Source organism: Rhizobium sp. CECT 9324, from assembly GCF_918741265.1.
Classification (GTDB): domain Bacteria; phylum Pseudomonadota; class Alphaproteobacteria; order Rhizobiales; family Rhizobiaceae; genus Allorhizobium.
Map to the genome: position 1 here is coordinate 565,934 of NZ_CAKKMZ010000002.1, position 12,993 is coordinate 578,926.

At 58.1% G+C, this 12,993-nt stretch carries 11 protein-coding genes; 8 read left to right on the forward strand and 3 right to left on the reverse strand.

Annotation, left to right across the window (positions count from 1 at the left end; translation table 11 throughout):
* Nucleotides 1–180: 180 nt before the first annotated feature.
* A complete protein-coding gene (locus LQ231_RS22540; RefSeq protein ID WP_230174103.1) occupies nucleotides 181–414 on the reverse strand; it encodes a BrnA antitoxin family protein in 234 nt (77 codons plus the stop codon).
* Nucleotides 415–537: 123 nt separating this feature from the next.
* The gene (locus tag LQ231_RS22545; protein WP_230174105.1) at nucleotides 538–810 is read right to left on the reverse strand and encodes a helix-turn-helix transcriptional regulator; all 273 of its coding nucleotides are present in this window, start codon (nucleotides 808–810) and stop codon (nucleotides 538–540) included.
* 155 nt (nucleotides 811–965) lie between these two features.
* Here LQ231_RS22545 and LQ231_RS22550 point away from each other — a divergent pair, with 155 nt between their 5' ends.
* From LQ231_RS22550 to mnhG, 6 genes are read left to right on the forward strand one after another with little or no spacing between them, the layout of a single operon-like run.
* Nucleotides 966–3,887 (forward strand): monovalent cation/H+ antiporter subunit A, encoded by a 2,922-nt coding sequence (locus LQ231_RS22550; protein ID WP_230175023.1) that lies wholly within the window; start codon nucleotides 966–968, stop codon nucleotides 3,885–3,887.
* A complete protein-coding gene (locus tag LQ231_RS22555; protein WP_230174106.1) occupies nucleotides 3,887–4,216 on the forward strand; it encodes a Na+/H+ antiporter subunit C in 330 nt (109 codons plus the stop codon). Before LQ231_RS22550 ends, LQ231_RS22555 begins: the two co-directional genes overlap by 1 nt.
* A 5-nt stretch (nucleotides 4,217–4,221) precedes the next feature.
* A complete protein-coding gene (locus LQ231_RS22560; RefSeq protein WP_113140109.1) occupies nucleotides 4,222–5,850 on the forward strand; it encodes a monovalent cation/H+ antiporter subunit D in 1,629 nt (542 codons plus the stop codon).
* The gene (locus LQ231_RS22565; protein WP_230174107.1) at nucleotides 5,850–6,326 is read left to right on the forward strand and encodes a Na+/H+ antiporter subunit E; all 477 of its coding nucleotides are present in this window, start codon (nucleotides 5,850–5,852) and stop codon (nucleotides 6,324–6,326) included. The genes LQ231_RS22560 and LQ231_RS22565 overlap by 1 nt, the downstream gene beginning before the upstream one ends.
* Entirely contained in the window at nucleotides 6,323–6,604 is a 282-nt protein-coding gene (locus LQ231_RS22570; protein ID WP_113140111.1) for a K+/H+ antiporter subunit F, read from the forward strand. Before LQ231_RS22565 ends, LQ231_RS22570 begins: the two co-directional genes overlap by 4 nt.
* Nucleotides 6,601–6,957 (forward strand): monovalent cation/H(+) antiporter subunit G, encoded by a 357-nt coding sequence (gene mnhG / locus LQ231_RS22575; RefSeq protein WP_230174108.1) that lies wholly within the window; start codon nucleotides 6,601–6,603, stop codon nucleotides 6,955–6,957. Before LQ231_RS22570 ends, mnhG begins: the two co-directional genes overlap by 4 nt.
* A 100-nt stretch (nucleotides 6,958–7,057) precedes the next feature.
* On the opposite strand, the gene secD is transcribed toward mnhG, so the two are convergent.
* Entirely contained in the window at nucleotides 7,058–9,571 is a 2,514-nt protein-coding gene (gene secD, locus LQ231_RS22580; RefSeq protein ID WP_230174110.1) for a protein translocase subunit SecD, read from the reverse strand.
* Between the two features lie 985 nt (nucleotides 9,572–10,556).
* Between secD and repA the strand changes: the two genes are divergently transcribed.
* Together repA and repB are read left to right on the forward strand one after the other, a co-directional pair.
* On the forward strand, nucleotides 10,557–11,813 hold the full coding sequence (repA, locus tag LQ231_RS22585) for a plasmid partitioning protein RepA (RefSeq protein ID WP_230174112.1): 1,257 nt from the start codon (nucleotides 10,557–10,559) through the stop codon (nucleotides 11,811–11,813).
* A complete protein-coding gene (repB, locus tag LQ231_RS22590) occupies nucleotides 11,810–12,898 on the forward strand; it encodes a plasmid partitioning protein RepB (RefSeq protein ID WP_230174114.1) in 1,089 nt (362 codons plus the stop codon). Before repA ends, repB begins: the two co-directional genes overlap by 4 nt.
* The last annotated feature ends 95 nt before the right edge of the window (nucleotides 12,899–12,993 follow it).

The window sequence follows — 12,993 nt, forward strand, 5'->3', positions numbered from 1 at the left end:
GCGATGTGAAAATGCAAGAGGCGCTCGCGCAAGCGGCGCGTTATTTCGCGCTGCAACAATGAACGCACTGTTGAATGGTTGATGCTCCCTTGGGAGCGGCGGAGTTACACCACCCGTGATTTATTGGTGACAGCAACCGCCGCGCCAGAGAAATGTAGCCTCCGATGGCGCGCAGTGCCATCAAGAGGCCCGATCGACGGCGGCGCGAAGCGTTGCGTTGATGCGATCCTGCCAGCCCGGGCCATCGGCCTGAAAATGGGCGATAACATCGCTGTCGATCTTGATCGACACCAGTTCCTTTGTATTGGGAAGGGCAGTCCGTTCGATTGCAGGCGGCGCTGCTTTTTTGACCGGCCTGAACAGCGCTTCGGCTGCGTCTTTCGGATTGACAGGTCTGCGTGGTGTCTGGGCCATACTCTTAATCCTTCGATGCCGGAGGCGCGATAAGCGCCGTGTCAATAACACGCTTCATCTGCATGTTTGCACGATTCGATTGTGTGAAGCTGTGGCGACCGTTAACCTACAGGTGAGAGACGATCATTCGCCCTTCGTGACGCCGGGGTCCTCGCCTTGGCGATCCAGGCCGGACAGGCCGACATGGTCGCCCTCGCAGGGAATAAAACGGATACCGCTCTTTTCAAATGCAAGACAGAGTTGCGCTTCGGTGGATCGGTGTACGTCATGGCGGTTGCCTTCAAAATCTCTTACGGTGCTGCGGGACACGCCCGATCGCTCGGCAAGATCAGACTGTGTCCAATCGAGAAAGCCGCGCGCCGCTCGACACAATGCTGGTGTCAATGTTTTCGTCATTTCGGGTTGACCCAATGCGATAAGTTACCCATATTGGTCACTATACACCATAATATAGTGGTTCGGCGCAAATATCCAGATGCGTGCGGCAATGCCACGAGCTCGTTTCTCCGATCTCGTGCGGTGGTTCATCGGGAAGGTCTTAAGGTCTTGGGATAACGCTGGCGCCATATTTTATTGCGGTTCTGCTCGCCCTGCCGTTCCTCGGCAGCGTGATTTGTGTGGCTCTTCTAAACAACAGATCACGGGACTTGCCTGTCGCCGTTGGTGGTGCCGTCACGCTTTTGGCGATTCTTCTGACCGCAGGTTTTTATCCGTCTGTGTCTGACGGGCAGGCTGTACGTTTTTCTGTCGACTGGATCCCGCAGTTAGGTTTGAACTTCAGCTTGCGGATGGACGGCTTTGCATGGATTTTTACCATGCTGATCACGGTTATCGGATTTCTCGTGGTGCTCTATGCCCGCTACTACATGGGCAAAGATGATTCCGTCGCACGTTTTTTTTCGTTTCTGATGGCCTTCATGGGGGCGATGCTCGGCATCGTCCTGTCGGGCAATGTCATTCTGCTGTCCGTGTTCTGGGAATTGACCAGCATTTTCTCGTTCATGCTGATCAGTTTCTGGCATCACAATGCTGCGGCCCGTGATGGCGCTCGAATGGCGCTCACCGTAACCGGTATTGGTGGATTCAGCCTGCTGATCGGCCTGCTTCTTCTTGGCAATATCGTTGGCAGCTACGATCTCGACAAGATCCTGGCCTCCGGTGATCTGATCCGCAACCATCCCCTTTATCTGCCGACGCTGGTCTTTATTCTTTTGGGGGCTTTCACCAAGAGCGCGCAGTTTCCATTCCACTTCTGGCTGCCCAATGCGATGTCGGCGCCGACGCCTGTCTCGGCACTCCTGCACTCCGCAACCATGGTCAAGGCCGGCGTTTTCCTGCTCGTGCGCCTCTGGCCGGTGTTGTCGGGGACCTATGAATGGTTCTGGCTTGTCGGGTTGGCCGGCATCCTGACTCTCTTGCTTGGCGCTTATTTCGCCATGTTTCAGCAGGACCTGAAGGGACTTCTGGCCTATTCGACCATCAGCCATCTCGGTCTGATAACGACCTTACTGAGCCTCGGCAGCCCACTTGCTACGGTCGCCGCGATCTTTCACATGCTCAACCACGCGACCTTTAAGGCGTCGCTGTTCATGGCGGCCGGCATTATCGATCATGAGACAGGCACGCGTGACCTCAGGCGATTAACCGGGCTGTTTCGCTTCCTGCCGATCACCGCAACGCTCGCCATGGTCGCAAGTGCCGCCATGGCAGGCGTTCCCCTGCTCAATGGCTTTCTGTCAAAGGAAATGTTCTTTGCCGAAGCGGTCGAGACCCACGCGGATTCGATCCTTGATCGGGCGCTCCCCTATGTGGCCACCTTGGCCGGTGCGTTTAGCGTCGTCTATGCGCTGCGCCTGATCCACACGGTGTTTTTTGGGCCGGCGCCGACCGACCTGCCGAAGCCCAAGCCACATGAACCGCCACATTCCATGCGGTTGCCAATCGAAATCCTTGTGATTGCGTGCCTGGTTGTTGGCATCATACCGGCGATATCGATCGGGCCATATCTCCACGTTGCCGCGACCAGCGTGCTGGGAAGCGAGATGCCGGAATACAGTCTATCGGTTTGGCACGGTTTCAACCTGCCCCTGCTGATGAGCATCATTGCTATTGTCGGTGGGGTTATCCTCTACGTCGTGTTGCGCAAATATCTCGCTTCTTGCGATGATGGCCCGCCGATCCTGCGCAATCTGAAAGGACAGCGTATTTTCGAGCGCGTGCTGGTCGATGTCTCATGGCGTTGGGCCCGTCTGGCCGAACGGCGGCTGGGTACGCGCAATCTGCAGCCACAATTGCGTTGGCTGGTTGCTGTCGGATTCCTGTCGGCGCTGTTGCCGCTCTATCTGGCGGGCTTCGAGATGCGGGAGATTGCCTTTACCGGTATCGATCCGGCCTTTGCCGCAATCTGGTCCCTCGGCATCTGCCTGGCGATCGGAACCGCAATGCTTGCGAAGTACCACCGTCTGGCGGCCCTGATTATGCTCGGCGGTGTCGGGCTGATTGTCTGCATTACATTTGTGTGGCTGTCGGCCCCAGATCTTGCCATCACGCAGTTGCTAGTCGAGATCGTCACCACAGTCCTCATTCTCCTAGGACTGCGGTGGCTGCCGAAGCGGAACGTGAACACTGATGATCAAATCACCCTGCGTGGCCGTTTCAGACGTTTCCGCGATCTGATGCTGGCGGTCGCCTGCGGTGTCGGCATGACTTTTGTCGCCTATGCCGTGATGACGATGCCGGTGCCCGACGCGATCGCCAACTATTTCCTGGAAAACGCCTATTCGCAGGGTGGAGGGCGCAATGTCGTCAATGTCATCCTGGTCGATTTCCGCGGCTTTGACACGATGGGGGAAATTGCGGTACTCGGCGTCGTCGCGCTGACGGTCTACGCTTTGTTGCGCCGTTTCCGACCGGCGGAAGACAGCTTCGAAATGCCGGAACAGCAAAAAATCCAGAACCGGTTTGATGAGGAACGCCCTGAGCGATCGGCCGGAGACACGGTGCGCGACTATCTGTTGGTGCCATCGGTGATCATGCAATGGCTGTTCCCGGTCATCATTACCTTTTCCGTCTATCTGTTCATGCGCGGTCATGATCTGCCGGGTGGGGGATTCTCTGCGGGCTTGACGCTATCGATTGCATTTCTCCTGCAGTATCTGGCAGGGGGCACGCGATGGGCAGAGGACCGGATCCGTATTCTGCCCTTGCGCTGGATGGGAGCAGGACTGCTGACGGCAGTCACGACAGGCATAGGTGCATGGCTTCTCGGCTATCCGTTCCTGACCTCGCATTTTCGCTATGTCGATGTTCCACTGATCGGCAAGGTGCCGGCAGCGTCCGCACTGCTGTTTGATCTTGGGGTCTTCATGCTTGTGGTCGGATCGACCGTGTTGATCCTTGTCGCCTTGGCGCATCAATCCATCCGCATCAACCGGTTGCGCACGATCGAGACCAATCGAACGGAGGAGGCGTAATGGAACTCGTTTTATCGATCGCCATCGGTGTGATGACCAGTTGCGGTGTCTGGCTGATCTTGCGGCCGCGCACCTACCAGGTAATCGTTGGCCTCTCTCTTCTGTCCTATGCCGTCAACCTGTTCATCTTTGGCGTCGGCGGCGTCAAAAGCAATGTGCCGCCGATTCTGGGCGATGACGTCCTGCCCTCCACCTTGACCGATCCGGTGCCTCAAGCGCTTGTGCTGACGGCAATCGTCATCGGCTTTGCCACTACGGCATTGTTTCTGGTTGTGCTGCTCGCATCGCGCGGTTTGACCGGCAACGACCATGTCGATGGGAGGAACTGAGGCGCATGAGCGGCTGGCAACACCATCTGATCATCCTGCCGATCCTGCTGCCGATGATTGCGGCGGCCGCATTGCTGTTCGTCGATGAACGCAGTCGCGTAGCAAAGGCGATGATCAGCCTGGCGTCGACGCTTGCGATTGCAGGCGTTTCGATCCTGTTGCTACAGATGCAAAACGCATCGGAAACATTCAACAGTGTCTATCTTGTCGGCAATTGGGTGGCACCTTTCGGCATCGTTCTGGTGCTCGACGGGCTGTCAGCGCTGATGCTGACCCTGACCTCGCTCCTGGCTGTGGCAACCCTGGTGTTTTCCTTTGCCCGCTGGCACGCGGTGGGTGCGCATTTTCATTCGATGTTTCAGGTCTTGCTGATGGGCGTCAATGGTGCCTTCCTGACCGGTGACCTGTTCAATCTGTTTGTCTTTTTTGAAGTCATGCTGGCTGCGTCCTATGGCCTGCTTCTGCACGGCTCGGGTGCATTGCGGGTGAAGGCAGGCCTGCACTATATCGCCGTCAACCTGGTTGCTGCGCTGTTCTTCCTGATCGGCGTCAGTCTGATCTATGGCACGACCGGTACGCTCAACATGGCCGACCTTGCTGCGCGCATCCCGGAGATGGAGGCTGATCGGCGTATGCTGATGGAAGCGGGTGCGGGTGTGCTGGGCATCGCGTTTCTGATCAAGGCCGGTATGTGGCCCTTGTGCTTCTGGTTGCCGACCGCGTACAGCGCCGCATCTGCACCGGTTGCCGGCATGTTTGCCATTCTCAGCAAGCTGGCGATATATGTCATCCTGCGCCTGACCATGCTCCTATTCGGCGATGGACCGTCTGCCGGATTTGGTGCGGAACTTCTGCTTTTCGGTGGAATTGCAACCGTTGTGTTCGGTACGATCGGCGTTCTGGCTTCCCAGGCGCTCGGGCGGCTTGCCGGTTACTCGGTGCTTGTCTCGTCAGGCACGATGCTGATGGTGCTCGGCATCAATGACGGCGCAGTCTCATCCGGTGCCTTGCTTTACCTTGTAAGTTCGACCCTCACGATCGGGGCGTTTTTCATGCTGATCGAGCTTGTCGAGCGAGGCCAGGATGCCGGAGCGAATGTGCTGGTGGTAACCATGGAGGCCTATGGCGAGGGTGAGGACGAGGTCGAGGAAGGTGGCGGACTTGCCATGCCGGGAACCATGGCAATCCTCGGCACGTGTTTTGCAGCTGTTGGCATCCTCTTGTCCGGTTTGCCGCCGCTTTCCGGCTTCGTCGCCAAGTTCGCGATGTTGTCGGCGATGATGGGTGCCGGTGCAACGGGTGTGCCGCCGACTGCCGGTGTGTGGACGCTTGTCGTTCTCGTCATCCTTTCAGGTGTCGCAGCATTGATCGCCATGACGCGCGCCGGCATCAGAACCTTCTGGACATCGATCGAGGGAACCGTTCCGCGTGTATTGGTGATCGAACTCGTGCCGGTCATGTTCCTCCTGTTCCTCACCCTTGCGCTTACTCTTCAGGCTGGTGCTGCCATGCGCTACATGGACACCACAATTCGCACGCTGAGCAATCCGGCTATCTACATCGATGCTGTTAAGAATGCGGCGGCGATTGAAACGCGCACCGGTCAGCAATCGCAAGAGACGGGAGGAAATTGATGCTTCCCTATCCGATCCTGACACTTTCGCTTGTGGTCATGTGGCTGTTGCTCAATGGCTTCAGTCTGGGCCATCTGCTTCTCGGGGCATTCGTTGCTGTTTTTGCCAGTTGGGCCTTTGCCGCCTTGCGCCCGGAAAAGCCGCGCCTGCGCAAATGGTACCTGTTGCCCAAGCTGTTCCTGTTGGCATTTTCGGATATCGTCCGTTCGAACTTCGCGGTGGCACGAGTGATCCTCAGCGGTCAATCGAGCGAACGTCATTCCGGGTTCCTGCTCCTGCCGCTCGAGTTGGAGGATCGCACGGCGCTGGCCTTGTTGGCAGTCATTTTGACCAGCACGCCGGGATCAGCCTGGCTCGAATATGATTCCCGCGAGCGGACCGTGCTGCTGCATGTCCTTGATCTTGTTGATGAAGACGCCTGGGTGAGCACCATTAAGAACCGTTATGAGAAACTGCTGATGGAGATCTTTGCATGAGCGCGGTTATCCTCTTCACGGCGGTGTCTCTCTCGCAATTGCTGCTTGCCTGCGCCATGGCGATCGCGTCTATCCGAATGTTTCGCGGTCCGCGCGCGCAGGATCGCATCATTGGCCTGGATACGCTCTACATCAATGCGATGTTGTTGCTGGTGACATTCGGCATCGGCACCGGTCGGGTGGTGTATTTCGAAGCGGCACTGGTGATTGGCATGATCGGCTTCGTCGCAACGGTCGCACTGGCCAAATTCCTGATGCGCGGGGAGGTGATCGAATGATGCAGCCAGCCGCTGATCTCCCGCTGTGGGCAGCCATCGTCGTATCCGCCTTTCTTTTGATCGGCGCATCGCTGGCACTGATCGGGGCCATTGGATTCCTGCGTCTGCCAACCTTTTATGAGCGTCTCCACGCACCCACGCTTGGCACAAGCTGGGGCATTGGCGGCGTGATGTTGGCATCGATGATCTTCTTCACGGTCACCTCGCAGCGCCTGGTGATCCACGAAGTCCTGATCGGTATCTTCGTCACGGTCACCACACCGGTGACCTTCATGCTTCTCGCCCGCGCAGCACTGCATCGGGACCGGGCGGCCAAGAATGGCAAGGTGCCGGCTAAACAGGAAGAGCCTTGATCGCCCAATCTTGTTGGGTACGTGACATTCGCGAGCTCTTTACGAACCTAAAAAGGCACCCGGACGAACCGGGTGCCTTTTCTGTTTGTCTCTGATCGGGTCAGGCCGCTTCAGCCTGAGCTGCGACATCGGCTGCCGCGCGGCGTCTGGTGCGCCAGTCGCCCAGGAAAAGCAGGATCGGAGCCGCGATGAACACCGATGACGACGCGGCAATGAATATCCCGAAGACCATCGGGATTGCAAAGCTCTCGACGGCACTTCCACCCCAGATCGCCATTGGCAGCATGGCAAGAAAGGCCGTGGCCGAAGTGAAGATGCTCCGGGCCAGGGTTTCATTGATCGACAGGTTGATAAGGTCGCGAAACGGCATCGCCTTGTAGAGACGCATGTTTTCACGCATGCGGTCATAGACGACCACCTTGTCGTTGACCGAATAGCCGACCAGCGTCAGCAGCGCCGCGATGGCCGTAAGATTGAAGTCGAGACCGGTCAGGGCAAAGAAGCCGATCGTCTTGGTCACATCGAGGATGAGGGTCGCAATCGCCCCCACGGCAAATGGCCATTCGAACCGGCTCCAGATGTAGATCAGCATCGCGATGCTGGCGAGGATCACGGAGAGAAAGCCGGCGGTTGCAAGTTCACCACTGACCTTGGGGCCAACGACTTCGGTCCGCTGGATCTGCGACGTCGGGTCTATGGTCTGAATCTCCGCCTTGAGTTTCTCGACCGCTTCGTTCTGTGCCGATTCAGGGCCGGGCTGGCGTTCGACGCGCAACAGGATGTGGTTGCTGTCGCCGAATTCCTGGAGGGCAACCTCGCCGAGACCGAGACCTTCCAGTCCGGCGCGGAAGGCGCCAAGATCGGCAGCCTTTGCCGTCGACACCTCGATCTGTATGCCGCCCTTGAAATCCACGCCATAGTTCAGTCCGGGCGTGAAGAAAAGGATGATGGAGGAGATCGATAGAAAGGCTGATATGCCGAGGCCGAACAGACGCGCCTTCATGAAGTCGATCTTCGTCCCGTCCGGGATCAGTCGGATCGGCAGCAGCGCATTGATGTTGATCTTCTTCAGTTTGAAGCGTGTCGTGATGGAAATCATCGCCACACGGACGACCGACACTGCCGTGAACATGGAGATGGCGATGCCGAGACCCATCGTGACGGCAAAACCGCGGACAGGACCGGACCCGAACCAGAACAGCAGGATGGTTGCAATCAGCGCCGTTACATTGCTGTCGACGATTGTGGAATATGCTTTCTGGAAGCCCTGGTCGATTGCCGCATGCACGCCGCGGCCCTTGCGGCTTTCTTCGCGGATACGTTCATTGATGAGAACATTGGCATCCACGGCAAGGCCGATGCCCAGAACAATGCCGGCGATACCCGGCAGGGTCAGCGTCGAGCCGATAATGCTGAGGCCTGCAAAAGTGAGGATGACATTGAGGGCAAGGGCAAGGACCGCGAGCAGGCCCCAGGTGCCGTAGAGCAGCAGGATGAAGCCCATGACAAGGGCGAAGCCAGCGAGGCCGGACAGAATGCCACGTTCGATCGCATCGCCGCCAAGATCTGCGCCGACCGTGCGCTCTTCGATCACGTTCAACTTCGCAGGAAGCGCGCCGGCTCTGAGAAGAGCCGCAAGCGTATTGGCGCCTTCAACGGTAAACGACCCGGAAATCTGGCCAGCGCCGCCGGTAATGGGTTCGCGAATGACTGGCGCACTGAGGACTGTCCCGTCAAGGACGATGGCAAAGGGATTTCCGACATTCTGGCTTGTAATATCGGCAAAGCGGGTGGCGCCCGTCTGGTCGAAGCGGAAACTGACAACAGGTTGATTGTTGTTGGGATCGAAAGCGACGCGGGCATCGGTCAGTCGATCTCCCGAAAGCAGCACGCGGTCCTCGACAGGATAAATCTGTCCCTCTTCGTCCTTGAGCTCCGATACGCCGCGTTCGCCTGCGCGTCCGAGCAGATGGAAGCTCATCTTCGCGGTGGAGCCGAGGAGCTGTTTGAGATGCGAGGGATCCTGTTCGCCCGGGAGCTGGACCAAAACGCGGTCCGCACCAACACGCTGGATTGTCGGTTCGGCAACACCGACCTGGTCGACGCGTTGGCGGATGATTTCGAGACTCTGGTCGACGGCACCGCTGATGCGATGGGAGAGGCCAATCTCGGATGGCCGCACTGCAATGGCGCTGTCGCCGCGGGCAGCAATGTCGAGATCCGACACGCCGATGGAGGTGCCCCAGGTGACCTGATTGACCAGTTTGGCAAGTTCCGTCTGTGCTGCCGGGCGCTGGGCCGGGTCCCGGACCGTGACCACGACGTCGTTTTGTTCACGACGGATGGACGTTGTGGCGATCTTTGCAGCGTCCAGATTGTTACGCGCGTCCTGCGTCAGGTTCTGCAGCCATTCGGCTTCCAGCGACGGTCTGTCGACCTCCAGCACCAGATGCGATCCGCCGCGGAGATCGAGGCCAAGCGAAATCTTGCTCGACGGTAGCCAGGATGGCCAGGAGGCAAGCGTTTTTTCGGAGAGGATGTTGGGCAATGCAATTAGCACGCCGATGATGATGATGACCGCGTAGGTCAGCACCTTCCAGGGAGAGTTCTTCAACGGAATAAATCCTAATGTGGTCCGGCCGCCATTGGGATTCCTCTCGCAAGCTTCAGCTACGAAGGGAGTGCACGGCGCGACGCGGCCTTTTTTGTTATGGGCGTGAAAGCGTCAGATCACGCGCCTAGGCGGCGCCCGCGCCCGGTAGGCAGAGCTTTCGAACCGGTTTGGCTGGACCTGATGTGCGTCGGCATGCCGAGAATTTCCGTCGGGACGAGATATCTGGCTTACTTGGCAAGGAGGTGTGGCCTCAGGCGCATCGCCGGGGCGTGCCTTGCCGCGCTGGCGGTCGGCGCTGGCAGCCAATGCTCTTGGTGTTTCGGATCCCGTGGTAAGAAGATCTCTCGTATCCTGTGCGTCGGCGAGTGCCTGACCACGGCCCAGATGGTTTTGTCGCGCCTGGCCCCAGTCGCCTTGCAGAAGCAGCAGTAGAAACACCAGGGATTGCAAGGCTGAGACGAAAATTGCCAGCGCACGCCGATCGCCTGTGCCAAGGGGTGGCATCAGACGGCAGTCTTTTTCAGATGGCTGTGTCTGGTATGCTGTCTTCATTGGCACTGTGCCTAACAGAAAAAACTGGTCTTAGGTAGCAATGACCGTGAAATTGGGGCTCTTTTGTTCGCAGCTTGGAGATGGCCGTAGTAGGTTGTGGACCACCATGTCCGAGATAGCGATCGTTTTGTCGTGGTCCGAAAACGCCGACAATATTATGTCACGTGAGCCTCATGCCGAGAATGGCCTGCCACCTCAGTGAGCCGGAGACAGAATTCTCTTGACGCGACTCGGTCGATGTCACACGCTGTTACGGATAAAAGCCGCAACAGCGAGGCTTTGCCGTAAATTACTAAAAAGCCTGTTGTTTCCCGCAATCACGTATTTCCATGGCGGGAAGAATCGCAGATGTAGAATCAGTGTGCCTGTTTCGACGAAAGCGCGCCACGGCTGCGAGGTTGTTCGGTACGGCGAAAAGAATGGAGAAGGTCTGATGGGCAGTCCATCGATCACGGCAACACAGGAAGAGGCAATTAAATTGCGCCCTGCCGACGAGACCATCGCCGAAGACGCGCAGGCGCTTTCGGCCCAATTGAAAGCGATGCGCGAGAGGTTGTTTCCGCCGACATCGCAAAAGACACTGCGCTCGTTCACTTCGGGTGAGGCGGCGCGCCTGATTGGCGTATCGGATGGATACCTGCGCCAGCTCTCGCTTGCCGGCGAAGGACCGCAGCCGAAGGTCGGTACGGGGGGACGGCGGTATTATTCGCTTGCCGATATCGACGCCCTACGCCATTTCCTGGCAGATCAGGCCCGCGCCAAGGGCAATGACGCCAAGGCGCGCTCGTATGTAAAATGGCGCGATCCTGCGCGTGGAGAGCACTTGCAGATCATTTCCGTCACCAATTTTAAGGGCGGTTCCGGCAAGACGACGTCTTCCGTGCATCTGGCCCAGTATCTCGCCATGACGGGTCATCGCGTACTTGCTGTTGACCTCGATCCGCAAGCATCTCTTTCGGCTCTTTTCGGCTACCAGCCGGAATTGGATCTTGTCGGCAATGACACGATTTATGGTGCGATCCGATATGACGGCGAAGTGCGGCCGTTGAAAGACATTATCCGCAAGACTTATTTCCACAATCTAGACCTGCTTCCAGGTAATCTTGAGTTGCAGGAATTTGAGCACGCAACTCCGCGAGCTCTTGCCGAGCGTCGCGCAGGTGATACGCATTCGCTGTTCTTTACCCGCGTCCAGGCGGCATTGGCCACAGTCGCCGACGACTATGATGTTGTGATCATCGATTGCCCACCGCAGCTTGGCTATCTTACTCTGTCGGCGCTTTGTGCCTCAACCTCGGTCCTGGTCACGGTGCATCCGCAGATGCTCGACGTGGCCTCGATGAGCCAGTTCCTGTTCATGACGTCGGATCTTCTGGCCGTGGTGCGCGAGGCAGGTGGTCAGCTGAATTTCGACTTCCTGCGCTATCTCGTCACCCGCGTCGAACCGCATGACGGACCACAGACACAGATTGTCGGCTTCCTGCGGTCGCTATTTGGCGAACGTGTCCTGACGGCCCCCATGCTGAAGTCGACCGCGGTGTCAGATGCTGGTCTGACCAAACAGACCCTCTATGAAGTCGGGCGGGAGAACTTCACGCGCGGGACCTACGATCGTGCGATGGAATCGTTGGACGCGGTGAATTCTGAAGTGGAAGCCTTGATCCACGCAGCTTGGGGGCGACCGGCATGACAACGGGACGCGACCGCAAGAATTCGATCAAGGCCCTGTTTGGTGAGGCGCTGACCCCCGCACCCGAAACAAAGTCCGTTGCCGAAGCCAGCGAGCCGCCTGAAACCAGCCAGGGCCCTCATGTGCCGTCTGGCCAGACCGAAACCAATGCGGCGCCCGCGCGCAGTGCATCGGGCGCGGTCAAGGCCATGGGGCTCTCTCTATCCTCGATTGCGCGTGAGGCTGAAGAGGCGCGTCAACTTCGCCAGGCCCTCGAAGAGGGCGAGCGTGTAATTTCGCTCGATACTGCGCGTGTGGATGCCTCCTTCATCTCAGACCGCCTGAGCCAGGGCGAAGTCAATGACCCGCAATTTATCGAGCTGGTCGAGAGCATGCGCGAAAGCGGCCAGCAGGTTCCCATTCTGGTGCGACCGCATCCCGACGATGAAGGTCGTTATCAGGTTGCCTATGGCCATCGGCGCATGCGCGCGGCCCAAACCCTGGGCATCGAGGTCAAGGCGCTGGTTCGCGCACTGTCCGATGACGAGCTGGTGCTCGCCCAGGGCAAGGAAAATGCCGAGCGGCGAAATCTATCGTTTATCGAGCGCGCTGTTTTTGCCCAGACTCTTGTCACAAGAGGGTTTGATCGCAAGCTGATCGGTGACGCACTTTCGGTGCAGAAATCCGAACTCTCGCGCCTCATTCAGGTCGCCGAAGGCATTCCGGAGCATATCGTTCGCGCTATTGGTCCGGCGCCAAAAGCTGGCCGGGATCGCTGGATGAAACTCGTCGAACTCTATGCCCGCCCGGCCGGCAACGAGAAGGCCCAGGACGAGATCAAGGTCGCGGCTTTCAAGGAAGCCGAGACCGATCGCCGTTTCGAGCAGCTGTTTGCCCGGCTGGCGCGCAATACTGGTGCGCACAAGCCGGAACCGGATCAGTTGCTTGCGCCAGGAGGTCGTGTTTTTGCGGCTTACAAACGGCAGGGCAGGGCGGTCAAGATTGATTTTGCCAAGGACGTGGACCAGGCCTTCATCGATGCGCTATCGGCGCATGTGAACGAGGCCTATGCGACACATCTGAGGGCTAAGGAAACAGGCAAATGACGCGGGGCTACATTGCTAGCCCTTCGCTTTGCTAAGTGTGAGCATCGGATCCCGGACCTGAATTGCCGAACTGACACTGATTGAAACATCGCGAA

What these genes read in the sequence shown, in the direction of transcription:
- LQ231_RS22560 (WP_113140109.1), top strand. Translation starts at nt 4,222, where the DNA reads ATGAGCGGCTGGCAACACCATCTGATCATCCTGCCGATCCTGCTGCCG.
- repB (WP_230174114.1), top strand. Translation starts at nt 11,810, where the DNA reads ATGACAACGGGACGCGACCGCAAGAATTCGATCAAGGCCCTGTTTGGT.
- LQ231_RS22565 (WP_230174107.1), top strand. Translation starts at nt 5,850, where the DNA reads ATGCTTCCCTATCCGATCCTGACACTTTCGCTTGTGGTCATGTGGCTG.
- repA (WP_230174112.1), top strand. Translation starts at nt 10,557, where the DNA reads ATGGGCAGTCCATCGATCACGGCAACACAGGAAGAGGCAATTAAATTG.
- LQ231_RS22540 (WP_230174103.1), bottom strand. Translation starts at nt 414, where the DNA reads ATGGCCCAGACACCACGCAGACCTGTCAATCCGAAAGACGCAGCCGAA.
- LQ231_RS22570 (WP_113140111.1), top strand. Translation starts at nt 6,323, where the DNA reads ATGAGCGCGGTTATCCTCTTCACGGCGGTGTCTCTCTCGCAATTGCTG.
- LQ231_RS22555 (WP_230174106.1), top strand. Translation starts at nt 3,887, where the DNA reads ATGGAACTCGTTTTATCGATCGCCATCGGTGTGATGACCAGTTGCGGT.
- mnhG (WP_230174108.1), top strand. Translation starts at nt 6,601, where the DNA reads ATGATGCAGCCAGCCGCTGATCTCCCGCTGTGGGCAGCCATCGTCGTA.
- LQ231_RS22545 (WP_230174105.1), bottom strand. Translation starts at nt 810, where the DNA reads ATGACGAAAACATTGACACCAGCATTGTGTCGAGCGGCGCGCGGCTTT.